The sequence below is a fragment of the Baaleninema simplex PCC 7105 genome (genome assembly GCF_000332355.1).
Taxonomy (GTDB): domain Bacteria; phylum Cyanobacteriota; class Cyanobacteriia; order Cyanobacteriales; family Geitlerinemataceae; genus Baaleninema; species Baaleninema simplex.
In genome coordinates, this window is record NZ_KB235958.1 from 3,599,935 (window position 1) to 3,625,460 (window position 25,526).

At 53.1% G+C, this 25,526-nt stretch carries 21 protein-coding genes; 12 read left to right on the forward strand and 9 right to left on the reverse strand.

Annotated features, from left to right (window positions below; genetic code table 11):
* Positions 1-4 precede the first annotated feature (4 nt).
* Both GEI7105_RS40540 and aroA read right to left on the reverse strand, forming a co-directional pair.
* The gene (locus GEI7105_RS40540; RefSeq protein WP_017661897.1) at positions 5-133 is read right to left on the reverse strand and encodes a hypothetical protein; all 129 of its coding nucleotides are present in this window, start codon (positions 131-133) and stop codon (positions 5-7) included.
* 144 nt (positions 134-277) lie between these two features.
* The gene (aroA, locus tag GEI7105_RS0118385; protein WP_017661898.1) at positions 278-1,630 is read right to left on the reverse strand and encodes a 3-phosphoshikimate 1-carboxyvinyltransferase; all 1,353 of its coding nucleotides are present in this window, start codon (positions 1,628-1,630) and stop codon (positions 278-280) included.
* Between the two features lie 124 nt (positions 1,631-1,754).
* Here aroA and GEI7105_RS0118390 point away from each other — a divergent pair, with 124 nt between their 5' ends.
* Positions 1,755-2,234: a hypothetical protein gene (locus GEI7105_RS0118390; RefSeq protein WP_017661899.1), complete on the forward strand. Its 480-nt coding sequence runs from the start codon at positions 1,755-1,757 to the stop codon at positions 2,232-2,234.
* A 189-nt stretch (positions 2,235-2,423) separates the two neighbouring features.
* Here the strand turns inward: GEI7105_RS0118390 and GEI7105_RS0118395 are convergent, their stop codons facing one another.
* Complete coding sequence (locus GEI7105_RS0118395; RefSeq protein ID WP_017661900.1) at positions 2,424-3,137, reverse strand: DUF928 domain-containing protein; 714 nt, start codon at positions 3,135-3,137, stop codon at positions 2,424-2,426.
* Positions 3,138-3,324: 187 nt separating this feature from the next.
* Positions 3,325-5,508 (reverse strand): CHASE2 domain-containing protein, encoded by a 2,184-nt coding sequence (locus GEI7105_RS0118400; RefSeq protein ID WP_017661901.1) that lies wholly within the window; start codon positions 5,506-5,508, stop codon positions 3,325-3,327.
* A gap of 5 nt (positions 5,509-5,513) precedes the next feature.
* Between GEI7105_RS0118400 and GEI7105_RS0118405 the strand changes: the two genes are divergently transcribed.
* From GEI7105_RS0118405 to GEI7105_RS0118420, 4 genes are all read left to right on the forward strand, one after another.
* Complete coding sequence (locus GEI7105_RS0118405) at positions 5,514-6,242, forward strand: MotA/TolQ/ExbB proton channel family protein (RefSeq protein ID WP_017661902.1); 729 nt, start codon at positions 5,514-5,516, stop codon at positions 6,240-6,242.
* Positions 6,243-6,290: 48 nt separating this feature from the next.
* The gene (locus GEI7105_RS31215) at positions 6,291-6,902 is read left to right on the forward strand and encodes an ExbD/TolR family protein (protein WP_017661903.1); all 612 of its coding nucleotides are present in this window, start codon (positions 6,291-6,293) and stop codon (positions 6,900-6,902) included.
* 130 nt (positions 6,903-7,032) lie between these two features.
* Positions 7,033-7,254, forward strand: coding sequence for a DUF4327 family protein (locus GEI7105_RS0118415; protein ID WP_017661904.1), 222 nt, complete (start codon positions 7,033-7,035; stop codon positions 7,252-7,254).
* 212 nt (positions 7,255-7,466) lie between these two features.
* The gene (locus tag GEI7105_RS0118420; RefSeq protein WP_017661905.1) at positions 7,467-8,951 is read left to right on the forward strand and encodes an IS5 family transposase; all 1,485 of its coding nucleotides are present in this window, start codon (positions 7,467-7,469) and stop codon (positions 8,949-8,951) included.
* A 182-nt stretch (positions 8,952-9,133) separates the two neighbouring features.
* On the opposite strand, the gene GEI7105_RS0118425 is transcribed toward GEI7105_RS0118420, so the two are convergent.
* Positions 9,134-9,835, reverse strand: coding sequence for a phosphoribosyltransferase (locus tag GEI7105_RS0118425; RefSeq protein WP_017661906.1), 702 nt, complete (start codon positions 9,833-9,835; stop codon positions 9,134-9,136).
* 295 nt (positions 9,836-10,130) lie between these two features.
* Between GEI7105_RS0118425 and GEI7105_RS0118435 the strand changes: the two genes are divergently transcribed.
* A complete protein-coding gene (locus tag GEI7105_RS0118435) occupies positions 10,131-11,516 on the forward strand; it encodes an ankyrin repeat domain-containing protein (protein WP_026097768.1) in 1,386 nt (461 codons plus the stop codon).
* 105 nt (positions 11,517-11,621) lie between these two features.
* Here GEI7105_RS0118435 and GEI7105_RS31220 read toward each other — a convergent pair whose 3' ends face one another.
* The 3 genes from GEI7105_RS31220 to GEI7105_RS0118450 form a co-directional block, all read right to left on the reverse strand.
* Positions 11,622-13,187 carry a glycoside hydrolase family 10-like protein gene (locus GEI7105_RS31220; RefSeq protein WP_017661909.1) on the reverse strand — a complete coding sequence of 522 codons (1,566 nt, stop codon included), beginning with the start codon at positions 13,185-13,187 and terminating at the stop codon, positions 11,622-11,624.
* Between the two features lie 195 nt (positions 13,188-13,382).
* The gene (locus GEI7105_RS0118445; RefSeq protein ID WP_245555431.1) at positions 13,383-14,444 is read right to left on the reverse strand and encodes an RNA-guided endonuclease InsQ/TnpB family protein; all 1,062 of its coding nucleotides are present in this window, start codon (positions 14,442-14,444) and stop codon (positions 13,383-13,385) included.
* A 262-nt stretch (positions 14,445-14,706) separates the two neighbouring features.
* A complete protein-coding gene (locus GEI7105_RS0118450) occupies positions 14,707-16,062 on the reverse strand; it encodes a DNA phosphorothioation system restriction enzyme (protein ID WP_017661911.1) in 1,356 nt (451 codons plus the stop codon).
* A gap of 77 nt (positions 16,063-16,139) precedes the next feature.
* Between GEI7105_RS0118450 and GEI7105_RS31225 the strand changes: the two genes are divergently transcribed.
* Positions 16,140-18,086 carry an alpha/beta hydrolase gene (locus GEI7105_RS31225; RefSeq protein WP_017661912.1) on the forward strand — a complete coding sequence of 649 codons (1,947 nt, stop codon included), beginning with the start codon at positions 16,140-16,142 and terminating at the stop codon, positions 18,084-18,086.
* Positions 18,087-18,346: 260 nt separating this feature from the next.
* Positions 18,347-19,549, forward strand: coding sequence for an RNA-guided endonuclease InsQ/TnpB family protein (locus GEI7105_RS0118460; RefSeq protein ID WP_017661913.1), 1,203 nt, complete (start codon positions 18,347-18,349; stop codon positions 19,547-19,549).
* A gap of 102 nt (positions 19,550-19,651) precedes the next feature.
* Here the strand turns inward: GEI7105_RS0118460 and GEI7105_RS0118465 are convergent, their stop codons facing one another.
* Positions 19,652-20,332, reverse strand: a complete 681-nt coding sequence (locus GEI7105_RS0118465; RefSeq protein WP_017661914.1) for a Uma2 family endonuclease — start codon at positions 20,330-20,332, stop codon at positions 19,652-19,654.
* A gap of 214 nt (positions 20,333-20,546) precedes the next feature.
* On the opposite strand from GEI7105_RS0118465, the gene GEI7105_RS0118470 reads away from it, so the two are divergent.
* From GEI7105_RS0118470 to GEI7105_RS0118490, 4 genes are all read left to right on the forward strand, one after another.
* Entirely contained in the window at positions 20,547-21,620 is a 1,074-nt protein-coding gene (locus GEI7105_RS0118470) for a glucose-1-phosphate thymidylyltransferase (RefSeq protein ID WP_017661915.1), read from the forward strand.
* 30 nt (positions 21,621-21,650) lie between these two features.
* Positions 21,651-22,145 carry a hypothetical protein gene (locus tag GEI7105_RS0118475; RefSeq protein WP_017661916.1) on the forward strand — a complete coding sequence of 165 codons (495 nt, stop codon included), beginning with the start codon at positions 21,651-21,653 and terminating at the stop codon, positions 22,143-22,145.
* Positions 22,142-24,277, forward strand: a complete 2,136-nt coding sequence (locus tag GEI7105_RS0118480) for a glycosyltransferase (RefSeq protein ID WP_017661917.1) — start codon at positions 22,142-22,144, stop codon at positions 24,275-24,277. Before GEI7105_RS0118475 ends, GEI7105_RS0118480 begins: the two co-directional genes overlap by 4 nt.
* A 121-nt stretch (positions 24,278-24,398) precedes the next feature.
* Positions 24,399-25,455 (forward strand): ISKra4 family transposase gene (locus tag GEI7105_RS0118490; protein ID WP_445958273.1). Its coding sequence is split into 2 segments (ribosomal slippage): positions 24,399-24,556 and positions 24,555-25,455, totalling 1,059 coding nucleotides; the frame shifts between segments, so codons are not numbered across the junction.
* Positions 25,456-25,526 lie beyond the last annotated feature (71 nt).

Genomic DNA, 25,526 nt, shown 5'->3' on the forward strand with positions numbered 1-25,526 from the left:
GCAATTATAGAAGAGGATTTTCAAAATGACCGCCCTCGAACTGAAAAGTTTTGTCAATTTCGAGCGGCTCGGATAGGTCGAGATCGAGTTCTGGCGAGCGTTTTTGCGGGGCGATCGCCGATTCGATACACAATTGCCATCTCGTCTGAAAACCAGTCGCGCGATCGCACCCTATAATTTTTTGAGAATTAAATTCAACAGATAGCCAAAAACTGCCATAGCAAAACGGGGAACCCAGTGTGCGGTTCCCCGAAACAGCGATCGCGCTTGAGTTCTGCTAAACGTCCCCGATCGCCTGTCTGAGCGTCTCGATAAAGTTAGGATAGGAAATCGAGGCCGACTCTGCCCGATAAATCGTCGTCGAGTTTTTTGCAAGCAGGGCGGCGATCGCCAAACTCATCGCGACGCGGTGGTCGTCGTAGCTGTCTACCTCCGCCCCCGTCAATCCCGATCCGCCGACGATTTCCAGGCCGTCCGGGCGTTCGGTAACGTTCGCCCCCATCTTCGTGAGTTCCATTGCCATGGCCGCGAGGCGATCGCTCTCTTTAACGCGCAATTCCGCCGCATCGCGAATCGTCGTCGTTCCCTGCGCCACCGTCGCCGCCACTGCTAAGATGGGGATTTCGTCGATGAGTCGGGGAATCACATCGCCGGAAATCTCGCATCCCTTCAAACGACTGGACTTCACCCGCACGTCCGCCACCGGTTCCCCGGCGACTTCCCGTTGGTTTTCTAAGGTTATATCGGCGTCCATGCGATCGAGAATTTCCAAAACTCCCGTTCTCGTGGGGTTGACGCCGACGTTTTCCACGACCAACTCCGACCCCGGAACGATCGCCGCCGCCACGATCCAAAACGCCGCCGAACTGATATCCCCCGGAACCACAACCGTTTGACCGGTCAGCTTCGCCGGTCCCGTCACCGTAACGCTGTGGGTCTCCGCATCTACCGCAATATCTGCCCCGAACGCTCGTAACATCCGTTCGCTGTGGTCGCGGGATAAGGCGGGTTCGGTCACAGTGGTTTGTCCCTCGACGCTCAGCCCCGCCAGCAACACACAGGATTTTACCTGAGCGGACGCGACGGGGGAATGATAGTGACAGGGGTTGAGTTGGCGTCCGTTAACCGCCAGAGGTGCCAGTTTCCCAGCATCCCGTCCCCAAATCGTCGCCCCCATCTTTTCCAAAGGCGTGACGACGCGAGACATAGGACGCGATCGCAAAGATTTATCTCCCGTCACCGCAAAAAAACGCCCCGGTTGAGACGCCAACAATCCCAACATCAATCGCAGCGTTGTTCCCGAGTTTCCTGCATTTAAAATATCGGTCGGTTCCTGCAAGTTTCCGATTCCCAACCCACGTACTAAAACGATGTCTTCGTTGAGATCTGAAATCTGCGCCCCCATCGCGCGAAAACAGTCGGCGGTACTGCGAGGATCGTCCCCGAGGAGCAAGCCGCGAATTTGCGTTTCTCCCTCGGCGATCGCCCCGAGCATCAAAGCGCGATGAGAAATCGACTTATCCCCAGGAACGCGCAGTTTTCCGTGGAGTCCGACACCGGACGGTGGCGGTTCGATAACTAAATCTTGACGATCGCGATCGATTTCGACTGTTACGATGGGGGAAGACATAGATTTTACTACAGAGCATTCCAGTGGAACCGATCTTACACCGCCTGGATCGCTCTGTTGACACTGCTTTCGCCATCCGATCTTCGATCGACCCTTTGCCTTCGCCCCTACACTCCTACCCCGTATGCTGACCCACCGCAAGCCTGCGTGTCTGTCGCTGATTTCGACCGATTTACCTGTGTGGTCGGTTGTCGAGACCACAGCGACACTGTATCAAAAAGACCGACAACGGTTTCATCTACTACTCAACGAACCTGCCGTTCTCGGTTGGGAACCCGATACGGGTGACACCCCCGCTTCTAAACCCAATCCGTCCCGACTGTTATGGTTTGAAATTTCCCCCTATCGCGCCATTGCCACGATGCAAGGACAAGGCAATTTAAGCTATCGCCATCTGTGGGAAAACGGAATGTACGGCATCAGTCGCTACTGGCTGCGCGGTGATGGGGTGGACTCTCCCAGTCAAATGCGACTGCGAAATTACACTCGCCATCTCGAACTGTCGGGGTATCCGCTCCCCGAACACCTACGTCTCGAGTACGAATTGTGGACGGGAAAATTACAACTGGGGCGTTACGTTCTCAACCTCGACATTCACCCGTAAACGTCGAGACGAACTCCGCTATCGATCGCAATCCCCATTTTAAAATCCCCGGCATCTTGAAGATACCGGGGATCTAGCGGCGGACTCTCGGGAGCGAGAATCTGGCGAGGAAATCTAAAAATTTGCCTGGGTTAGATTATCCTTAAAAACTTCTGTTCTGGGTTATTTAAATTAGATTTGTCGAGCTGCTTATTCCGGGCGGCTGGCTGCGGCTAATCGTTCCGAGCGAACGATTTCCCACCGCGCGTCGTCCGTATTCAACTCCGAGAGGACATCGTACCAAATTCCTTCTCGAGCGTAAGCCCGAGCGGTTTCTTGTGCCGTCGTTGCCTCGGCGAGACTGGCTTCTAAGGTGGCAGAGGGAGACACCCGTTCGATCCAGCTTTGAGCGAAGACATCGCTCGATCGCCGTTGGGGATTACACACCACCGACACCGTCCAGCGATAGGTTTTACCTTCCTCGAGTTCGCGTCCCTCGGGGAGAGAAACACTCGTCAACCCGGCGTCGTTGCTATCGAAGCGTCGGACGTAAATCGGGTTGGGGTTGTCGTCTTCTACTAGGGTAAACTCGACGGGAACGGAAACAGCATTTTCTAAATGCCAATAGAACGTCGGACGTGCCGAGACGGTCAAGCCCGTGTGGTTGCTGGGGGCGAGTAACGACAGCGCGATCGCTTCTGACGTATCTTCGCAGCCGCGAGATCCCGTCCCTTGTGTTTGGCGGGGCTGGCCGCGGTTGGGGGGAACGTAGGTAATCGGCGAGGCTTGTGCCGTTGCCAACACTCGCATCGATTCCGAGGCGAACAGGGAATCGATCGCGGGCGTCGTGACGGCGATCGCCTGTGTCAGCGTTAACGCCGCCGTACCCGTGGCAACGGTCAACACTTTACCGAGATGTAACATTGTTTGTTGCTCCAAGGAGGAAATCGCAAAGAGCGCTTTCGCGAACAGAGGATAGTGGAAGCACGCTTGACGGTCAACCCAAAAACCGACTCAACGCGATAAGATGCACCGAAATTTGTTGTAAGGGTTAATGTAAGGGTTTTAACCTACCTTAACATACCGCTTTTTGAAGTCGCTATCCGCAATTTCACGTAATTTTTTGAGATGTCGTCGATGGCGACATCGGCGAAGTTTCCCACATCACCTGATAAATTTTGACGGGTTTCTGCCGTCCCTTCAGTAAAGCACTGCCGAGGAGTTGGATCGGAAACTGTCCTTGGGCGTATCGATAGGTCGATTCGCCGATCAAAATGCGACAGAGGCCGCCGTCGAGTTCCTTATCAAAGCTCTCCAAACGAGCGGCCACGTTAACGCTGTCGCCGATAATCGTATAGTCCTCCCGTTGAGAACTCCCCAAACTCCCCACCACGAGGGGGCCGGTGGCGATGCCGACACGCATCGAAATAATCGGTTGTCCGTTGCGTTTCCAGCGTTGGTTGAGTTCCCGCAACTTCTGCCCCATCTGTACCGCACAGCGTACCGCCGCCACTGCATCGGCGGCAATTTCAGCTTCGGACTCTCGCACGATGGGAACTCCGAAGACTGCCATAACCGAATCGCCGATAAACTTATCGATCGCGCCGTGGTTGTCGAGAACCACTTCCGCCATCCCTTCCATATACTCGTTGAGCCATTGCATCAAGGGTTCGGCGTCGATTTCCTCGGCGAAGGTACTGAAGTTTTTAATATCGGTAAACAAAACCGTTGCCGTGGCTTTTTGTCCCACTAAACGCCCTTCTTGCAGAATTTGATGGCGTTGTCGCCAAATTTCCTCGGCTACGGTCGTCGTGACGTGACGGCCGAACAAGTGCATCATCAACTGGCGGTCGTGACGCTCGAGATGGGCGATATAACCGGTCAAGGCCACCGCCGACCCCACGATCCCCAACAACGGCGGGGCCAGGGGAATCCACCACCCCAGCAGAAATGCTCCGTACGCGATCGCAACTAGCGCGATCGCAACTAGCGCGATCGCCAAAACGGTCCAACGCTGTTGTCGCAGCCTCCAGACTAACGCCGCTCCCGAGAGAGACCAGGCGAGAATCCACAGCGCCTCAGCAGGTTCGGGCCAAACGCGAATCGGGGGGCGATCGTCGAGGGCGGCGCTGAGAATCTGACTGGTCAAGTGAGCTTGGACTTCAACGCCAGTGGTGTCGTCGGGAGAGGTGAAGAAGTCGGGAAACAAACTGCGACTGTAGGGCGTATAGAAAAAGTCGTTGAGACTGGGAGCCAAAGGCCCGATGAGAACGATGCGATCGCGAAACAGATCGCCATCGATCGCCCCCTCGAGAACCTCCGTCACCGATACCGTGGCGAAACTGCCCGAAGGTCCGCGAAAGTTCAGTAAAATTTGATAGCCTCCCGCGTCAGCCCTAACGTAGCCGCCATCGTTGGCTTCAAAGGGGACGAAGACCGCCGGCCCCAGTTGTAAGTATTCCGGGTGAGTTTGGGCGGCGGGATCGAAATTCGGCTCGGCTTCCAGGTACAACCACGCTAGGACGAGTCCCAAACTCGATCGCGACACGCCGTTGTCGTCGGTTAGGAACAGCAATCCGCGCCGCAGTTTTCCGTCGGCGTCGATCGTAACGTCGTTGACGGCCACGCGATCGTTTTCGGCCAAAACCGGTGGCGGTCCGATGGCTTGTCCGCGATCGTCGGCGACTTTTTTCTCGATCCCGAAGAGGTTGGGGGTAGACTCGAACACGTCCGCGAGGCGATCGTACCCTGGTTCGACGGGAACGTTGCGATAAAAGTCGAGACCGATCGCTCGAGGCTCAAAGGCGGCAAGGGTTTCGATGAGAGTCGCGAGATCTTCGTCGGACATCGGCGATCCCAGCATTTCGATATCGCCTTCCGTCATGCCGACGATAGTAATGCGAGGGTCGCGGGGTTCGGGAGGACGCATCAGGAAAAATTTATCGTACGCCGCCCATTCGAGGGGTTGTAACCAACCGAGTCCCCGCAACGCCAAGACGATCGCCCCGACGCCCAAGCCGCCGACGGCCGCGCCGCGCCACTCTACCAGCTTTTGCCACAACGGTTGACCGAACTTCGCCCCAAACATCTCCAACTCCTGACGGTTGACGGTCGCGATCGCAGCTCGCGATCGACCTTTACCGGATCGTAGGCGACAATCGTGCCAAATGTCTGCTTCGAGATTCGGTTTCGAGATTCGGTACAATCTCAACCAATACCGCAGTGGCGGCGCGCGACCTCGAAGGAGCGATCGCGCCTCGAGATTCGGTTTGTCGATCGATTCGGAGGAAAACATCGAGAGTGAATATTGTAGAACTGTTCGACAAAGGCGGAGTCGCGATGATTCCGCTGCTGGTTCTTTCCGTTTTGTCTGTGGCGACGGTGGTAGAACGGCTGTGGTTTTGGAGCCGCGTGCTACGTAAGGAACGGGAGTTAGTCGATCGCGTCTTAGATCGGGCGAAGCGAGATTGGGGACTGGCTGAAGAAATCGCCCGTCAAGCGCGAGATCGCCCCATCGGACGGTTTCTCTACGCGCCGTTGAAGCTGCACGAAGCCGATCCCGAGCTGTTTAAGTTGGCGTTGGAGTCTGCGGCGGACGAAGAACTGGCCAATATGAGACAGGGCGATAAAATTCTCGAAGGGGTCATCGCCCTAGCGCCGTTGCTGGGATTGTTGGGAACGGTTTTGGGATTGATCGAGTCTCTGGGATCTCTGAGCATCAGCGATTTGGGAACTACGGCCACGAGCGGGGTGACGTTGGGAATCGGCGAATCGCTCATCAGTACCGCCACGGGGCTGATCGTCGCGATCGCGAGTTTGGCCTTTTACCGCCTGTTTCAAGCCTTCGTGTTCAACCAAGCGAAGTTGTTCCGTCGCAGCGGCAACGAACTCGAGTTACGATATCGCCAGTTTTGGTTGCAACGTCTCGATCGCCATGCGGAGGACTCTGAGGTTCGCGACTCCGATACGAACGAGTTTCAAACTCGCGTGTCCGAGGCGAAAGATTCTGAGGCGATCGGCGATCGCTAACGGGTTCGTTTTCATTCACCGTACTAACTCTCGCTCACGACTGACCCCATGAAAATCAATCTCGGCTCGTCTAACGACGACGTTCGCATCGAAATTATTCCTTTGATGGACGTCATCTTTTGTATTTTGACGTTCTTTATCCTGGGAGCGGTGGGGTTGACCCGCCAACAGGCCATTTCGAGCAATCTTCCCCAAGCCAGTACGGGAGAAACGGTCAGCGGCAATTTTCTCGTGGGGATCGATCCCATCGGACGCGTTTACGTGGGAAAAGAACAGGTTGATTTTGAAGAACTCCCCGAACGCCTCGAAGTTCATTTACAAAACAATCCAGACAGTTCGGTTTTGGTGCGCGGCCATCCTATGACACAGTACGACGACGTTTTACAGGTTATGGACGTACTGCGTTCGGTAGGGGGCGATCGCGTGATGTTGGTCGTGCAGCAGAGCGATACCGATCCGTTGGAACGTAACCGCCAACGCCGCAGTCCCTTCGAGGTGATGCCCACGACACCGCCGAATTCGGGAACGCGATCGCCGATTCCCGGCTTGACGCCATCTCCAACTGACGAGATAACTCCCGATGAGTTGACGCCCGACGAAATGACTTCCGACGAGATCGATCCTAACGAGACGGACGAGGAAACGCCCCCGGAACCGTAACGGACGTTACAGAGTATTAATACTCGTTCCCTCCCCACAGAAATCCAACGACAATAGAAGGGGAAGCCGATACCGCAATTTCCCAACTCCCACAAGCGATCTCAGTTGGATTGGGGAGGAAGTTCAAGTCATGGTTACAATCACTCGCTACTCACTCGACGTCATCGTTACGGAAGCTCGCGATCTCGTATCGCGGGGGGTTCTCAGTCGCCATCAGCCGATTTATACGTTATGTCAGTACATTCCCCAACGGGAATGGGAAACTGTCGAACGGGAACTCGAACGTCACGATTACTTGTTGCGCGATCGCATTATCGATTTACTCGGTTGCGAAACCTGGGATAACGACTGAGTGGTCGGCCGACTCGCGATCGAAACGTCGGACGCTACAGGTCTCGAAGTCGGGCGATCGAATTGTCGTTCTTCAGGACTATTAAAAATAAATAGGGCTTGCTGAAAAGAAGTGAAAAGCTTACGACGTAAGGCTTAGAGGAGTCTTGACGTGGCTTCGAGAACCCGAAAAAGAGGTAAAATTGGAAATTCCCGTGCATCCGGCAAGAAAAAATGTATCGAAAATCACAAAATCCTGACGCGCCCGAAGAAGCCTTTGAACTTCCTTTTGAAGGCAAGTTGTGTGAAGAAAATCGTTGGGTAATTTTGGCGAACCTCATTCCCTGGGCAGAATTTGAGGAAGAATATGCCCAGAATTTTTCTGAGGAAATGGGAGCGCCAGCGAAACCGTTTCGGATGGCACTGGGAGCCTTAATTATTAAAGAAAAATTGGGAATAAGCGACCGAGAAACTGTCGAACAAATTAAAGAAAACCCTTACCTACAGTATTTTATCGGGGAAAAGAGTTATCGAAACGAAGCGCCTTTCGATCCTTCAATGATGGTTCATTTTCGGCAAAGGATTGGTCGCTCTCTACTTCAAAAAATAAATCGAAGAATTGTCCGACAAGCTCGAGGATTTCAACGGGAGGAATCTAGCACAAAAAAGTCAGAAGGAGTCGAAAGAAGAAAAGAAAATAGAGGGAAACTCTTAATCGATGCGACCGTCGCACCTGCCGATATCAAATACCCCACCGATGTCGAACTGTTAAATCAAGCGAGGAAAACCACCGAACTCATCCTAGACATTTTATATAAATCCCTGAAGGGCCAACTGTCTAAAAAACCTAGAACCCACCGAAAACTCGCCCGAAAAGAGTATCTCAAATTTGCCAAAAAGAGGAGACCCTCTCGCAAAGAAAGAAGAAATGCTGTCAAAAAACAACTCCAATATCTTCAACGAAACTTCCGAAACATTGAGAAATTAATTGAGAAAGGAGCGAGCCTAGAATGCTTAAGCCGAAGGCAATACAGGAATTTATTAGTCTCCAGTGAAATTACCCGTCAACAGCAGTGGATGTGGTCAAATCATAAAAATAAAATCGAAAATCGCATCGTCAGTTTAACACAACCTCATCTCCGTCCAATCGTCAGAGGCAAGGCAGCAAGTCCTACGGAATTCGGGGCTAAGTTATCAGTCAGTTGTGTAGAAGGATATGTATTTCTCGAAAAAATTAGTTGGGATAATTATAATGAAAGTGGAGATTTAATCTCGCAAGTCGAAGCTTACAAAGACTATACGGGAGTTTACCCCTCATCGGTTCACGCCGATCGAATTTATCGAACCCGAGCTAATCGAGCTTGGTGTAAAGAAAGAGGAATTCGTCTCAGCGGACCGCCTTTAGGAAGACCTCCTAAAAACCTCAGCCGAGAAGCCAAAAAACAAGCCCAGGAAGATGAGCGCATTCGTAATGCAATCGAGGGGAAATTTGGACAAGCCAAAAGAAGATTCAGCTTAAGTCGTGTTATGGCTAAACTGCCTAATACTTCGGAAACCTCCATCGCTCTGACCTTTTTAGTGATGAACCTGGTGAAGCTGAGCCGGCAGTTTTACTGTCTTTTTTTGTGTCAATTTTTCCCAAACTTCATAATTTTGTCGAGAAATATTATTGTAACTTATAAAGTGGACGAGTTAAGTCAATTCAGATTTATACCTTGAGCAAGACGGCTTCTTGTTCATTTTCCACCCCCAGCTTTTGATAACTTTTTCAGCAAACCCTAAATAAACGAGCGATTCGGATATTGTTTTCGCTCGTTTGTTGCTTGTTTCTGTTCGTTGATTGACAATTTAACTCAATTTTCAACAACAAGAAAATTAATTTTAAAAAAGTTCGATCGAGGCTAAAAGGTCGAGAACGCTTTGAAGTCGCTCGATCCGTTCTGAGATTGGGAGTTTCGCTCTGAAGCCGCAATTTCGAGCAGACCGCAGACTTCCTCGTCCGTCGTTTGCGAAAAGTCTGCGTACCACAACCCGAGGAAATTAAACGGTTCTGGCTCCAACACACAAACCAACTCGTCGACTTTCGTTCGTAGTTTCTCACAGACGACCGGGGCGGCCACGGGAATCGCCACGACGATTTTGGCGGGATGGCAATGTCGTAGCGTCGCGATCGCGGCCATCAACGTCGCCCCCGTCGCCACACCGTCATCGACGAGGATCGTCGTTTTGCCGCGCACTTCCAAAGGAGGACGACGACCGCGATACCGTTTTTCGCGACGTTGTAACTCTTGACGTTCCCGGCGAACGACCGCTTCAAACTGCTCCTGACTCACCCGTAACGACTGCACGACGTTCTCGTTGGTCGTGATGTCCCCGCGACTTCCGAGAGCGCCCATCGCCAGTTCTGGGTTGTTGGGAACGCCGAGTTTGCGAACTAAGCAGACATCGAGGGGCGCATCCAGGGCGCGGGCGATTTGAAAGGCGACGGGAACGCCGCCTCGGGGCAAGCCCAACACTACAACATCGTCGCGTCGGGCATAACGTTCGAGACGGGACGCGAGGACTCGACCCGCTTCGATGCGATCTTGAAATACATGGGTCATCGTCGATTCCTCCGCTGCAAATGCGATCGAGACGTCAACCGTTCGGAGTACGTCTCTACTTCCATATTGCCGAGAGATCGCCGAGATCGATCGCGATCTTGGAAATATCGAGATAAATATTGACTGTTTTAAAAACGTTCCTCTCCAGGTCTTTTGTATGAGATTCGTTTTCGGGAGCGCCACGACTCAACGAGAACTTTCATCGCAAAATGCGTAGAAGCGATCGCGAACGGGGTACAGTATTCCTAGCTTTTTTCGGGCATTGTCAGACGAATTTGCGACAGGAGCTTCACCCGTGGCGTACACTCCCCTCACTTCTCGGCTTCTCGAAGCAGTAAAACGCAGCGACCTCGAGAGCGTCAAAAGCCTGCTCGAGCGAGAAGCCGACCCCAACGCCAGCCATACCGACGGGACGACAGCATTAATGTTCGCCGCTCAACGCGGGGCGACCGAAATCGTGCGAACTTTAATCGAGGCTGGGGCTGAAATCGATCGCACGCGAAAAGTCTTTGGCATTACAGCCTTGATGGTGGCTGCGGCGAACCACCGCACCGACGCCGTGCGCCTGCTGTTAGCCAAAGGTGCCAACGCCAACGCCCGCAACGAAGACGGCAGTACGGCGTTAATGGCAGCCGCCTTAAAAGGCGATACGGCGATCGTTCACGCTCTGGTGGACGGCGGTGCCGATCCTAACGTGCGCGATCGCGACGGCGATACTGCCCTGCACTTGGCAGTCGCGCACGGCTACCAACCCATCGTCGAAACCCTCTTAAAAGCCGGAGCCGATCCCGACACTGAAGCCCCCGACGGTTCTCCGGTTTTAATCGAAGCGACGCGTCGGGGCGATCTCGGCTCGATCCGAGCGTTGTTGTCGAGAGGCGCTCGCGTCGATCGCCCGGACAAAGACGGCGATACTGCGTTGACCCTAGCCACCGATCGCGGCAATCTCGAAATCGTCAACGCCTTACTGTCCGGTGAAGCCGACCCCGACACTCGCAACCGAGACGGCAGTACGCCCTTGATGGCCGCTTCAGCCAACGGCCGCCTCGACCTCGTCAAAGCGCTCCTCGAGGCGGGAGCGAGTCTCGAAGCTGAAGACGAAAACGGAGAAACTGCCCTCAACTGGGCGGTTTTAGAAGGTCGAACGGAGGTCGTCAAATATCTCGTCGAACGGGGAGCGATCGTCGATCGCCGCAACCATCCCGGCGACACGCCGCTGTTGGTGGCGGCACTCCACGGCCACGCCGAAATCGTGCGCGTGTTGCGCGATCGCAGTGCGAATCTCAACGCCGACAACCGAGGCGAAACCCCCCTTTTCGTGGCCGTCAACAGCGGCGATACGGAAACGGTGCGCCTGTTGGCTGAAGGAGGCGCGGATGTCAACGCCCCCAATGCTGAAGGCCATACCGCCTTACACCTCGCCGCTCGTAAAAACGCCACCGACGCGATCGCCATCCTGTTGAACGCAGGGGTAGACTGCAACCTCGCCGATGGCTCGGGATCGACTCCCTTGATGTGGGCTGCCCGTTTCGGGAACTTGGCCGCCTTGCGCCTACTCCTCAACGCGGACGCAGATTTCCACGCCAAAAATCACGGGGGACACACCGCACTCTCGATCGCCGAATACAACCACAATCGCGGCGCTGTCCAACTCTTACGACAAGCCGGAGCGCAGGAATAAGCGATGCGATCGCATCGCTGGGGTGGAGGTGGCAAGAAATCGAAGAAAAAGGGCGATCGCCAGCAGTACGGCCGTGCGATCGCCCTCACAATTAGATTCTCTGTCTTAAGAACCGACCGAAACCACGATCGCCTCACTTTCGTTGGCCACCGCATCGACGGTTCGCAGGGCATAGCGTCCCGGCGTTACCGTCACGCGGGTTTTATCCCGAGAGAGAACCTGTTTCAACTCCCAGCGATCGCCGAGTTGTTCGTACAACGCTAGAGATTTTACGTCCTCAGAATACTCCGGTTGCCAGCGAATCGAGTTAGCACTGGTTTCGACACCACGGGGCGCGTCCGGGGCGATCGCGTCCAACCAAGGCATCGGTGGAACGAGCGCCGGACGTTGATACAGCCGACTTCGGAACACCTGGTTCACGCCGAAGCGGTTTTCCGAAAACACCTTCATACTGAAGAAAATATTCCCCAACGACCCGCGCAACGCCGACCGTCGCGAAATATCCACTTGTTGCAAGTATTCCCCGACGCGCCACTCCTGGTTGTCCAGTTTGCTGAGATAGTTTCCGGCGTAAATATGGCGTCCGTGGGGATTGTGCGACAGCCACCAATCCAACAGTACCGGATAACTTTGCGCTCGTTGGTCGATGCGCCAGTACAGTTGAGGTGCCATGTAGTCCACCCAACCCTGCTCTAACCACAATTTCGGATCGGCGTAGATCGTATCGTATTGATCCATTCCGGTAATGCCCGCAGGTTGTCCCGGTCGATAAATGCCGAAGGGACTGATCCCGAACTTCACCTGCGGTTTAATGGCTTTGATGCCCTCGTACAACCGACGAACCAAGGTATTGACGTTTTGTCGCCGCCAATCGTTACGACTGAGGCGTCCGCCGTTTTTGCGATACTGTCCGTAAGTTTGCGCGTCGGGAAACTCAACCCCCGGTTCGGGATAGGGATAAAAGTAATCGTCGAGATGGATTCCGTCTACGTCGTAGCGGCGCACCACATCAGTAATCACTTCGTAAGTGCGGTCTTGCACGTCCGGCGCGCCGGGGTCCATCCACACGAGGTTCCCGTAACGATAGGCGTATTGCGAAAACTGTCGCGCCATGTGGTTTGGGGCGAAGTCGTAGTTCGTTCCCAGTTTGGCGCGGTAGGGGTTGAACCAGGCGTGCAGTTCGATGTTGCGAGCGTGGGCTTGCTCGATCGCGAACTCTAAGGGATCGTAAAATGGCGAGGGCGGTTGACCTTGTCGTCCGGTCAGCCAGTAACTCCAGGGTTCGATGCTGGAGTTATAGAGGGCGTCTCCGGCGGGCCGCACTTGCAGGACGAGGACGTTGAGGTTGAGTTCCTGCATGCGATCGAGCAGGCGAATCAGTTCGGTTTGTTGTTGGGACGTGGACAAACCGGGACGGGACGGCCAGTCGATGTTGACGACCGACGCCGCCCAAACACCGCGAAATTCGTGACCGTTAAAGGTGGTTGGGGACGTAGCCAGGTCGCCGGGTTGCGAGGGACGGGCGTAGGCGTACACTTGCGTCAGCAGCAAGGTGGCGACGGTCAGTCCCACCCAGAGAAAACGTCGGGGTCGAACGCTCTTAAAAAACCAAAAGGGGCGCTCGAAAAACCGAACGCATCGAGAGGCGATCGAGGAGCGAATTGGGTTCATAAGCCTTCCGTAAAGTTTGGAAAAATTCGATCGACTTAACTGTGTCAGTTCGCGCAGCTATTGTAAGCCACCTTGAGGAGTCTTCTTATCACAAAAGGGACGGTTCTGCAATTGACAATTGATAATTGACAATTGATAACGCGGAGGTAACTATTCCCACCGCTAACCCTTACGGGTATAGCGGGGGCTTTATCCCTAACCCGTACCTACCGGGAACCAACTCAGTTGCCCCTCTAACTGACAAGCATAGGTCGAGATTTCAGGCTGAGTTACAACAGCCCCCAGTTGAGCGATATTTAACGCTCCGTTTACATCAGCATCATGTTCAAAGCCACAAAAGCCACACTTAAACCGCTTGCCGTTGCGATAGGATTTACCTCGTTCGGGGTGAACGTGGTGACATCGAGAACAAGTTTGGGAAGTGTAGCGAGGATCGACGGTAACGACTTCCACTCCGGCGATGTTCGCATCCCCCCACCCCCCCGTGGGAAGGGGGGCGAAGGGGGGATGTTGAAGTTGGTAGAACGCCCATCGGTGAATTTCGGTTCGGGTCTTTTTCCTGAGCTTGACGTTCAGTCGAATCCCCGTGAGATCCTCGAAGGCAATTACAGACTCGGTAGCTTTGGCTTCTCGAACGAGTTCCTTACTGATGTTGTGATTGACCCAACTTTGAAACCTCGATTCACGCCCAGAGAGCCTTCTCAAGAGGCGTTTCGCCGACTTGGTGCGTTTGGCTTGAATCGAGGCTCGAACACGAACGTACTTTTCGCGAGTCGCCCTCAATTTCTCTCCCTCCCAGGATTTCCCGGTGGATGTGGTGGCGATATCTCGCAAACCCCGATCGACTCCCAAAACTTTGGGGGTTCTCCCCTTCGGTTGGGTAGGGACTTCAACAACGATGTTGATGTAGTAATCCCCCTGTCGGGTTTTCTTCAGCGTTGCACTGGTGGGGGTTTGTCCTCGCAACAGCGCGATTTGATAGCCACCGATTTTCAAATCGAAGTTGACCCGTCCCGACTTCAGAGTCACACCGACCTGTTGTTTGGACTCAATGTATTTGAATGTCCGAACGTCGAGACTAACGCTGGTGGGGCGAAACTTGTGGATTTGTTGGGTGGCTTTTCGTTGATTGACGACGCGGCGAATTGCCTGACAAACGTGATTGGCTTTGAGTTCGGTGGCTTCTCGAACTGGCTTATACGTCAGGTGATGCAGCTTGGTCGTGTTCCAGACATTGTGTTCTTTAGCTGTTTGCAATATTTGGTTGCAAGCCTCAGCAAAGCCCACCAGAGTCTCATCGATCTTTTCGGTCAACTCGGCTGGAACTATCAGCTTGCATTTAACCGTTATTGCTTGAGTCATGTTCCCATTTTAATTCATCCAGAAAACGATGTAAACCTAACATTGGAGGCGGCACTTCCTCCCACCGCTAACCCTTACGGGTATAGCGGGGGTCTCCGTGCCGAAGAAAGATGAGGAGATGATGTGTATCTTCCTTGTCCCCTTGTCTCCCTTGTCTTCAAATATCGAGCAACCCGTATCGCTGCTGGAGTTTTAACAGCTTCAACCGGGCTTCGGCGGCGTTTTCGGCGAGATCGGCAAATTCGACGAACCGTTGGAGTTCCTTTTTTAAGAGATTGCGTTCGACGTCCCAGGTTTGGCGATCGAGTTGGGGAGGTAGAACGATGGTGTCGAACAACGTGGCGCGTTCTTTCCCGGGATGAGGACGCAAAATGCGACCCCGACGCTGGACGAACTGACGTGGATTGCGACTGCTGGCGAGAATCATGGCAGTGCGAATCGCCGGAACGTCCACCCCTTCGTCGAGACAGCGAATCGCCACCAATCCCTGCAACTCTCCCGACTCGAACTGCGTGCGAAGCTGTTCCCGTTGTGAGACGGAGGTTTCGGCGGTGTAGGTGTTGACGCGATAGCCGAGTTCGCTCCCTAGCAAGCGCACGACGGCGTCGAGTTGCGGTTCGTCAGTGTCGGCGTCCGTGCCGTCGCTGCAATAGAATAACGTATGGCTCGTGTGGAGTCGCGATCGCATCACTTCCCGCAAGGCGGCAATTTTGTTCGACGCCGCCCCCACCAAACGAGCGCGACGCATTAACAACGCGGTCAAATCTTCCGGTTCGCGATCGCGCGACTGTAACGCCCAACCGATACGGTGAGTGAGTAGGGCGTAGTGGCGACTTTCGGTTTCGTTGAGATTGACAAAAACAGGAAAGTATGTATAGCGAACCAACGCTCCGGCGCGAATGGCGTCGGCGAGGGTGAGTTCCGGTTTCAATACCGCGCCGAAATAGTCGAGTAAGGCGTCGGTTCCCCCTTCGTCGAAATAGCGTTCTGGCGTCGCCGACAGTCCCAAGCGGAGTTTGATGTGACGGGGAAGGGAGGCTTCTAGACGGGGTGCGCCGAGGTTGTGGGCTTCGTCGCCGACGATGAGGGTTTTGGCGGGAAAATAGCGCAATTGAGACTGAAAGGACTCGCTGATGAGGGTGGCGTTGGTGGTAATGACGGTGAGAAACCGTTGACTGTGCGATCGCACGCGGTAGAGTTGTCGCGTTACCTCGCTTTGCCACTGACGGGCGCTTTCAAAGGCTAAAATCGGCATCAAATGAAAGCGATCGCATTCTCGGGCCCACTGCGTCACCAAATGACGGTAGGGACAGACCACCACCAAGACTTGCAACCCCAGTGTTTCGTAAAGCCGAGTGGCGATCGCCAAAGCGGTGATAGTTTTTCCGCTTCCGGTGGCCATTTTCAAGGTTCCCCGTCCGTTGCTGGCGAACCAACTGCGGATTGCTGTTTCCTGATAGGGTCGTAACTGTACGTCGGCGGGAAATTGCGGACAGCCCCAGGGTATCCCCACGAACGACGGGGACGACGGACGAGTTTGAAGGATAGGACAGTCCGACACGGCGGGAAAAAATCCAGTGTTTTGAAGCGTTGCGGTCGATTTTAACCGATCGCTTTTTAAACTGCCACAGTGAGGCGATCGAAGCTTTAAAATTGACGAGACCGGAAAAACCGATCGCCATTGCGATCGTAGAGAAAGTTACCGAGAACTGTACGAAACCCTCGCCGTTTGGCGAACGAGCGCGTCCACACTCCACCCTCGCGGGATTTATGAAAACGTCAACTGCGATCGAACGAGATTCCAAGAGAACAAGTCGTTTTCAACCCTTCCATCGCCTCACCCGTCACCTGCGATCGCGATGGCGTCGAACTCTATCTTCTCTCTCCCCCTCTCCCCCTCTCCCCTTCTCCCCTTATCCCCCTCTCCCCCTCTCCCTTTCTCCTCTCTTCGTTAGCCTGCTGTCTCTGTCCCTAAGTTCCCTTCCCCTTAACGCCGCCGAACGGATTGGCTTTGCGATCGGCCCCATCGAACTCTCGGTTTCCGTCACGGATTTAGAACAGTTTTCAGAAACCGGTGAAGTCTCCGACGAACTCGGATTTTACCTGAAGTTTTTCAACGACGAAGAACGAGCGGAATTTCGGACGTTTCTTCAAGAAAAGTACGATATCGATCCGGTTCCCGTGGCGCAATTTCTCTATTCGCCAATGGGTGAAAGTCTCTTGGTCTATCTTGGCGAGATGGTTCAAACGCGATCGCGCACCAACGGCGGCCAGTCGCTTCGGGCCGCCGCGATTCTCTCAGCTAGCGATCCCGACGGGTTTAGCGTGTTGGACGTTCTGCGAAACTATCCCTCTTACGGACTTTGGTTGAACGCTCCGAGGATTTTCGAGGTGGCCGACCAAGTTACCAATACCATCGACGCGACCGACATGGCGATCGATCGCGTGACCGAACTCGCCGACCTTCAAACCGCTTCGTTGGGTAACATCGACTTTAACCAAATGCCCGATTTACGACAACCGGGGTCTTACCGCTATCGTGTCGAAACTCTGCAACTCTACGACGCTTCGCGCGATCGCACCTTTCCCGTCGATGTCTACATTCCCGAAAATTTCCCCTATCCTCGCATTCCCGTCGCCATTATCTCCCACGGCTTAGGCTCCCATCGCGCCGCTTTCGCCCATATCGCCCAACAACTGGCGTCTTATGGCTTTGTTGTCGCCGCTCCCGAACATATTGGCAGCAACTACATCCAACAGCAAGACCTTCTCCGGGGGGCGACGTCCGAGATGTTTGTCGTGGATGAATTTATCGATCGCCCGGCCGATATCAGTTTCGTTCTCGACGAGTTGGAACGACGCAACGACGCGGAGTTTGACGGACGCCTACAACTCGATCGCGTGGGCGTTATCGGTCACTCCTTCGGCGGCTATACCGCCCTCGCCGTGGCGGGTGCAGTCATCGACTTCGAGAATCTCGAACGGGACTGTACCTATGGTGTAAACGCGGTGAACGTCTCGTTACTGCTGCAATGTCGCGCCCTCGAACTCCCTCGCCGAGATTACGATTTCCACGACCCTCGCGTGGGGGCGATCGTCACCGCGAACCCCGTCAACAGCAGTATTTTCGGTGCGAAAGGTCTCGCCAGCGTCAGCGTTCCGGTGTTAATGGCTGGGGGAACCCTCGATCCCGTTACGCCGCTGGTGTTAGAACAAGAACAGTCCTTTGGCTGGTTGACCGTCACGGATAAGTACTTTGCATTGGTGGCCGGACAGTCCCACACCACTGAAATGACCGCACTGACTCACGCTCTGGTTCCCGACGTTCCCGATCTAGTGGAACCGGATGTGGGACTCACGCAAGACTACGCCCGAGCGATTCCTTTGGCGTTTCTTCAGGTGTATTTACTCGATAACCTCGAGGCTAAAGCCTATTTAACGCCGAATTACAGTCAAGTCATTAGCGAGTCGCCCTTCGATTTGTATATTCTCCAAGCGTCGATCGGTGCAGACAGCGATCGCGTTTCGCAACGGTAAGATATTACAGCGTTTCCGACCTGGGTGTGTAGGGTAAATGTCTGTAGCCGTTATCTGGAAAGGAATGCAAGCGATCGGGAGTTACGTATCTACATCATTTGTAGGGTGGGCAATGCTCACCGACCTCTCCATTTAGCCTGAACCGCGAGAATCCTACGTTTCTAATCTCCGATTGAAGCGTAGATGAATCGCGGCGGTAAGGTTGCGGGCAAGCCGTTCGATCTGTTATGCTGCCCTTAGTGCAAAGCTAGCTGCCTCTAATGAAAGTCGTCAAGCTGAGAATTTATCCCACGAAAGAGCAGGAAGTCGCCCTGGCAAAAGCCTTTGGCTGCTGCCGTTTCGTGTGGAATCGTTCTCTGCAACTGACAACCGAAGCGTACCGCCAAACGGGGAAAGGCATCTCTGGGATGGAACTCAAGAAAATGCTTCCGCAATGGAAGCGAGAGCTTGAGTGGCTTGGAGAAACCTATTCTCAATGTCTACAAAGTTCGGTACTCAACCTCTCGAGAGCCTTCGTTAACTTCTTTGAGGGACGCGCTCGATATCCACGATTTAAAAGTAAGCACAAACGGCAATCCCTTCAATACCCACAAAACGTCAAACTCGAAGGCGATAAGTTGCACCTTCCCAAGATTGGAGAAGTGTACTGTCGCGTTCATCGTTGGTTTGAAGGGCAAATCAAAACCGTAACCGTCAGTCGCCATCCTGACGGTCGTTATCATGTTTCAATCCTTATCGACGACGGTTCGGAAAAACCCGAACCCAATGCCGACGGCAAAGCCATTGGCATCGATATGGGATTGAAGCATTTTGCGGTGACTTCTGATGGTGAAAAATACAACAATCCCCGTCACCTCAAAAAGCACGAGCGCAACCTAAAACGTAAACAGCGCAAGCTTTCGAGGAAACAGAAGGGGTCGAATTCCCGTCAAAAAGCCAGACGGTTGGTGGCGCGAGTTCACAATAAAATTGCTAACTCCAGAGCGGATTTTCTCCACAAGCTATCCCGCAAGATAGTTAACGAAAACCAAGTGATTGTGGTAGAGAATCTCGCGGTGAAGAACATGATCGAGAACCACAGCCTTGCCAAAGCGATTAGCGATGTGGGCTGGGGAATGTTTTCGACCCGGCTCAAATACAAGGCAGAGGGGGAAGGGAAGGTTTATCTAGAAGTGGATCGATTCTTCCCCAGTACTCACCTTTGCTCTGAAACGCTGTTGCCGCTCCCCAAGATGGGACTCGACGTGCGATCGTTTGAATGCCCCCATTGTGGGCGAGTCCACGACCGGGACATCAATGCGGCAATCAACATCAAGAATGAAGGCTTGCGGATATGGGCCTCGGGAACCGGGGCTTCTGCCAGTGGAGGGAATGTAAGGCCAAAGGGAGGTCGGATTCGTTCGATGCTTCCCGAGGCAATTCCCAGTGAATCTGGAAGCCACTCATCAATCGCCTCGCGATGATGAGTGGTAGTTCACTGTAATTTCGGTTGAACTGCGTAAGTCCTAGCGATTTGAGCCTTCTTTTTATACAGTGATATCGAAAATTCTTAATCTGTAAAAAAATCAGCAATTTCTTGCAGAGTTTGGTTCTAATTCTCGAGCGAAATTCACGTGTTCTTCCGTCTCCAAACCCAACTCCAAAACTCGCCGAATTTCTCGAAGATCCCCCGCCAAAAGAGCGTCTACCGACAACCACAAACCGGGAAATACTCGACTTTGAAGAATCCCGTCTTCGTCCGGTTCTAACGTCACGTATTCCCCCGCTTGCCATTGAAACCAATCAAACTGGCGATCGAACACTTGCCAAATTAAATATTCCTGTACTTCGTTGCGACGATAAACTCGTAACTTTTCTCGTAAATCGTAAGAGGCGCTACTACTGGCAATTTCAACAATGAGTTCCGGCGCGCCTTCAATATAATTATCTGGACTTACCGTCGATCGCCCGTTTCTTTCAAGTCTCAACAACGCATCCGGTTGCGGTTCGTTTTCGCGATCGAGGCGTACTGTTGTATTATCTGCCACGCAAACGCCAGGTGTTTCGCTGGCATACTCGAACAGCCATCCCATAATATGAGCGTGAGGTTGGCCGTGATTCAGCCGTACTGGAGAACCCATATACACGACTCCTTCAATCAATTCTGCTTTTTTGAGATTCGGCATGGCATCGTAGCGTCGCTCGAATTCTTCCCGCGTCAAGCGATCGCCGTTCTCCAGCGGTAAAACGATTTCCCGAGTTTGCATTGGCTCTTCGCTCCTGTCGCACTGCTTCTATATTATCTTCGCCACAGTTGACAGGGTGGCAAAAGTATGAGTCGGCAGATCGCCCCCACGACGAACTTTTCCCGGTACGAAATCGTCCCACTTCCCAGGTGGCGCGATCGCCACGCGATCGCCTAAGCCTATAATGTGAACGCGATCGCACCGCTAACCCGTCGTTTTACTCAATTTCCTCACGATGAAAGCACTGATTCTCTCCGGTGGAAAAGGAACCCGACTTCGCCCGCTAACCTATACAGGGGCGAAACAACTGGTTCCCGTCGCCAACAAACCGATTCTCTGGTACGGAATTGAAGGAATCGTCGCCGCTGGAATCACCGATATCGGTATTGTTATCAGCCCCGAAACTGGAGAAGAAGTCAAAAACCTGACGGGAAACGGCGATCGCTTCGGCGCGAGCATCACCTACATTCTGCAAGAAGAACCCGCCGGACTCGCCCATGCGGTAAAAATCGCGCAACCGTTCCTCGGCGATTCCCCCTTCATTATGTATTTGGGCGATAACCTCATTCAAAACGACTTGACGCCGTTTCTCCACGACTTCAAAACCCATCACCTCGACGCCTTGATTCTGCTGCGCCCCGTCGAGAACCCCACCGCTTTCGGTGTGGCGAAAGTAGACGAGTCCGGGCGCGTGTTGCAACTGGTGGAAAAACCGCAAGTTCCGCCGTCGAACTTAGCACTGGTGGGAATTTATTACTTTTCCCCCAACGTTCACGAGGCGATCGCACAAATTCAACCGTCAGCCCGAGGCGAGTTAGAAATTACCGACGCCATTCAAAACCTGATCGATCGCGCGCAACCCGTCGAATCTCGCATTCTCGACGGATGGTGGTTAGATACCGGGAAAAAAGACGACCTCCTCAGCGCCAACCAAATTATCCTCGATAGCGACGTCCGAACCGAGATTTACGGCGCACTCGACGAAAGCAGCCAAGCGATCGGACGGGTGAAAATCGGGCGGGGAACCACCGTTAAAAACTCCTCAATTCGCGGCCCTGTGGTCATTGGCGAAAACTGTCACCTGGAAAACTGCTTTATCGGCCCCTACAGCAGCATCGCCGACAACGTGCGCTTGATCGACGTGGATCTCGAACACAGTGTAATCTTGCAAGAGGCGAAAATCGAAGGTATTCACCAACGCATCGTCGATAGCTTGATCGGTCGTCGCGCCCACCTCGGCGCCGCCCGTCCTCGTCCGAAAGCCTTGCGGTTTATGGTCGGCGATGACTGTCAGATCGAGTTAGCTTAATCGGTAAGTTGAAACGGGGATTACGGAACTGTGGATAACGCGAAAATTCTGCGCCAAGTGCGTCAAAGCCTCTCGGCGGAAATCGGAATCGAGGACGCCCCCGCACCGATGGGGGAGTCGGTGGAGACGCTGCGAGACGGTGAAGAGGAAGATTTGCGATTGATGCAGCGCGGGGCGGATATTTACAACGTTCCCCTCGCCCCGTTGAATCGCTTGGGGCGCGTGTTGGGAAAGGTGCGGAAAATCGGTCGTAAGGTTCTCAAACCGATTTTGATGCGTCAGGTGGCGTACAACGGTGCGAACGCGCGAGTTGCAGAGGTGTTGCTCGATCGCGTTGCTGAATGTCGTCGAGAGATCGATCGCCTCTCTCAACGACTCGACAGTCTCGAATCCCCAGACGAAAAGGATTACGACGCCGCGATCGACAACTTGCAACAGCAGATCGATCGCATTCAAGCCACCCAACATCAGCACAAACGCGCGATCGAACGGTTGATCCGCGAACGCCAGCAAACCACACCATGACGAATGCTCTCCCGTTTTGTTCGTTTGTCGTCGTCAATTACAACGGCTTGCGCCATCTCCGAGGCTGTTTCGAGGCGGTGCAAGCCTCAAACTACCCGAGCGATCGCATTGAAATTATCGCCGTTGATAACGGGTCGAAAGACGGGTCGATCGAGTATATCAACCGTACCTTTCCCCAAGTCCGCACCCTCGTCAACAGCAGCAACAATTTCGCAGCCGCCCTCAACTTAGGCGTCGAACTCTCTCAAGGAGAATACGTGGCGTTTCTCAACAACGACGCCCGAATTCACCCGGACTGGTTGCGTCACCTCGTCGAATACCTGGAAGACCACTTTCGCGTAGGTGCAGCGGCGGGGAAAATCCGCTTTCCCGACGGACGCATCAACAGCGTCGGTCATCGACGACTTCCCGATTTCTACTGGGAAGATATCGGATTCGGAGAACCGGACGAGGGACAGTTCGACAAACCGATGGAAGTCGAGGGGTTGTGCTGGGCGGCGACGCTGTTTCGTCGTGAATGTTTAGACCACGTGGGCCCCGTAGACGAAGAGTTCGTCATGTATTTCGAGGATGTAGAATACTCGAAACGCTGTTACGAAGAGGGGTGGCCGCTGCATTACGTCCCTTACGCCCTCGTCGAACACGAGGTGGGAGGGTCGAGTGCTGGAACTGGCTTAACCGCCTATTTCTGCAACCGCAATCGCTTTTTATACCTCGCCAAACACGAACCTCAAGAACTCCTTCACGGCGTTCAGACTTCGGTATTTTGGATCGAAAAACACTACAGTTTACTCTACGATACGCTGCTAGTGACGTTTAAAAAACTGATCGAATCCCATCCTGAAAAAACTGTTAACGCCGTTCTTCCCCAACTGTGTCAGCGGTTATCGCCAGTTTACGGCGCGCGGGATATCGATAAGCTTTTAGCGCGAGTCGAGGTGATTCTCGGCTATCGCAAACCTTCGATCGCGATTTACGATCCGGCCTTGCATTTCATCGGCGGCGGACAGCGATATTTAGCCACTCTCGCCTCGATTTTACAAGATCGATTTGACATTACGTTTATCGGCAACCGTCCGGTGGCGATCGCACAACTCGAATCCTGGTACGGGTTAAATTTATCTCAATGTTCCGTCAAAATTATCCCGTTACCGTTTTTTGAAAAGCGAGGCGCTCGTCACATCGATGCAACTTGGGTGACGGCAGATCGAAAAAATCCCTTCGATGCGATCGCCAAAGAAAGCCAACATTACGACATTTTTCTCAACGCCAACCAACTTACCAAAGTTACGCCGCTCTCGCCGATTTCTGTCTTTTTCTGTCACTTCCCCGACAGTTATCGCACGGCATATTTCGCAGTCGATCGCTATACGTTTATCGTTGTAAATAGTAATTATACCACAAAATGGCTTCAAAAACGCTGGCGTCTCAATCCCAGTATTTTAATTTATCCGCCTGTAGAAATGGAGGGAGAAAAACGAGAAAAAGAGAATATTATTTTAGCAGTCGGACGCTTTGAAGAAGGCGGAACCAAGAAACAACTCGAACTCATTGAAGCCTTCGATCGCATTTGTCGAGAAAATCCCGAAATTCACCAAACCTGGAAACTCATCCTAGTCGGTGGAAGTCGCCCCAAAAACGGCTATCTTCAACAGGTTGAAAAACAGCTCGAAACCGTTTCAGGCATCGTAGAACTGCACGTCAACGCCGAACTGGACGAACTCAAATCGCTCTATGCTAAAGCGAAAATATTTTGGCATTTAAGCGGTTTGCACGAATTCGATCCCGAAAGATTCGAGCATTTCGGAATGGCGACAGTAGAAGCCATGCAAAATTATTGCGTTCCCGTGGTGTTTAACGGTGGCGGACAGCGAGAAATTATCGAATCGGGAAAATCGGGGTTTTTAATCGATTCGATCGAGCAACTCTGCGCGCGGACTCGTCAACTGATACACCAGCCGGAGTTATTAGAAACTCTAAGTCAAAACGCACGCGATCGTAGTCGTAAATTCGGGCGAGAACCCTTTGAAAATAAAATAAAAAACTTCTTCGATATTCTGTATCAAGAATACGCCACCTTAAAACTTCCCGATCCGGCCGAAATTGCTAAATCTGGAGTGATGAGAGACTGAAAATCTTTTTAGATAAGGATGGAGGATGAGATTAGAAGGGGAGCATCTAGTTAAGGCAATGAGTAGAAATACGCATTGACAGAGGTTCGAGAATAGAGAGGAAAGCATTCCCCAGTCGTCAATGACCCCAGAAGAACGTCAAAAACTCAAACAAGCTGCCGAGACGATCGCCGATATCCTGTACCAAAATACCCCTAAAGAGAAAGTCCAAGACTTCGAGAGCATCGAGCTGAGCCTGCGCGACCACTGGCTCGAAACCCTTGGCCCGGAACTGGCCCTATTTTTTTGCCCAAAGCAGCCAGACTCGTAGCGGACGAGAACGAAAAATTCGCAGCTGTATTGGAGAAGTCTCCCTAACCAGTAATCAAGCCAAACGCTTAAAGGTTAAGCCCCGCACACGAGTGAGTCCTCATCTAGAACGTTGTTCGTTGCTCCTTTGTGCCAACGAATCCTTCGCTAACGCTGAAGTCGATATCGAAGTCCTGACTGGGGTCAAGGTTTCTCACGGCACTCAGCATCGCCAAGCCCGCCAAAACGCACTGTCATTGAGCCAAAGCCAAGACTCGGTGAGGGAAATGAGTGTTGATGGTGGCAAGGTGCGACTACGCACCCCTAAAGGACAAGAAAGTCTCTGGCGCGACTACAAAGCCATTGCTCTACACGGACAGGTTTGTGCCGCCGTCTTTCAAGACAACGCTCAATTGGCCGACTGGGTACGCCAACAGCCAAGGGCTGAGTCGGTGAGTGTCGTGGCCGACGGTCATCCCGGTGTCTGGAATTTGGCTCGTGATTGCCTCAAGGAATCCCAACGCCAGGAAATCCTCGACTGGTATCACTTGATAGAAAATCTGCATCGGGTTGGGGGTTCAAACCAACGTTTAGAAGCGGTACGAGAGCATTTGTGGCAGGGTGAGGTCGAAGCCGCGGGGGCCGAGTTCGGCCAGTGGCGTACTCCAGAAGTGGTCAACTTCCTCAACTATATAGAGCGCCATTCTCATCGCTTACCGAATTATGCCCAACGCCAGGAAAACGGCCAGGTCATTGGTTCGGGGGAAGTTGAATCGACTATTAAACGCATTGGTTTGAGAATGAAGATTTCCGGAGCGCAGTGGAATCGAGAGAATGTCAATCCCATGTTGCGTTTACGCTGTGCTTATCTCAATCGCGAGTTGGCTTAAGTATTTTTACTCATTACTTAAAATAGATGCTCCCGGCGTAAAATGTTGTGCGCCATCTACCTCAATAACCA

Excerpts from the sequence above, each read along its gene's own strand:
- GEI7105_RS0118390 (WP_017661899.1), top strand. The coding sequence starts at position 1,755 with ATGCTGACCCACCGCAAGCCTGCGTGTCTGTCGCTGATTTCGACCGAT.
- GEI7105_RS0118395 (WP_017661900.1), bottom strand. The coding sequence starts at position 3,137 with ATGTTACATCTCGGTAAAGTGTTGACCGTTGCCACGGGTACGGCGGCG.
- GEI7105_RS0118465 (WP_017661914.1), bottom strand. The coding sequence starts at position 20,332 with ATGCAAACTCGGGAAATCGTTTTACCGCTGGAGAACGGCGATCGCTTG.
- GEI7105_RS0118470 (WP_017661915.1), top strand. The coding sequence starts at position 20,547 with ATGAAAGCACTGATTCTCTCCGGTGGAAAAGGAACCCGACTTCGCCCG.
- GEI7105_RS0118480 (WP_017661917.1), top strand. The coding sequence starts at position 22,142 with ATGACGAATGCTCTCCCGTTTTGTTCGTTTGTCGTCGTCAATTACAAC.
- GEI7105_RS0118400 (WP_017661901.1), bottom strand. The coding sequence starts at position 5,508 with ATGTTTTCCTCCGAATCGATCGACAAACCGAATCTCGAGGCGCGATCG.
- GEI7105_RS0118420 (WP_017661905.1), top strand. The coding sequence starts at position 7,467 with ATGTATCGAAAATCACAAAATCCTGACGCGCCCGAAGAAGCCTTTGAA.
- GEI7105_RS0118460 (WP_017661913.1), top strand. The coding sequence starts at position 18,347 with ATGAAAGTCGTCAAGCTGAGAATTTATCCCACGAAAGAGCAGGAAGTC.
- GEI7105_RS31220 (WP_017661909.1), bottom strand. The coding sequence starts at position 13,187 with ATGAACCCAATTCGCTCCTCGATCGCCTCTCGATGCGTTCGGTTTTTC.
- GEI7105_RS0118415 (WP_017661904.1), top strand. The coding sequence starts at position 7,033 with ATGGTTACAATCACTCGCTACTCACTCGACGTCATCGTTACGGAAGCT.
- aroA (WP_017661898.1), bottom strand. The coding sequence starts at position 1,630 with ATGTCTTCCCCCATCGTAACAGTCGAAATCGATCGCGATCGTCAAGAT.
- GEI7105_RS0118425 (WP_017661906.1), bottom strand. The coding sequence starts at position 9,835 with ATGACCCATGTATTTCAAGATCGCATCGAAGCGGGTCGAGTCCTCGCG.
- GEI7105_RS31215 (WP_017661903.1), top strand. The coding sequence starts at position 6,291 with ATGAAAATCAATCTCGGCTCGTCTAACGACGACGTTCGCATCGAAATT.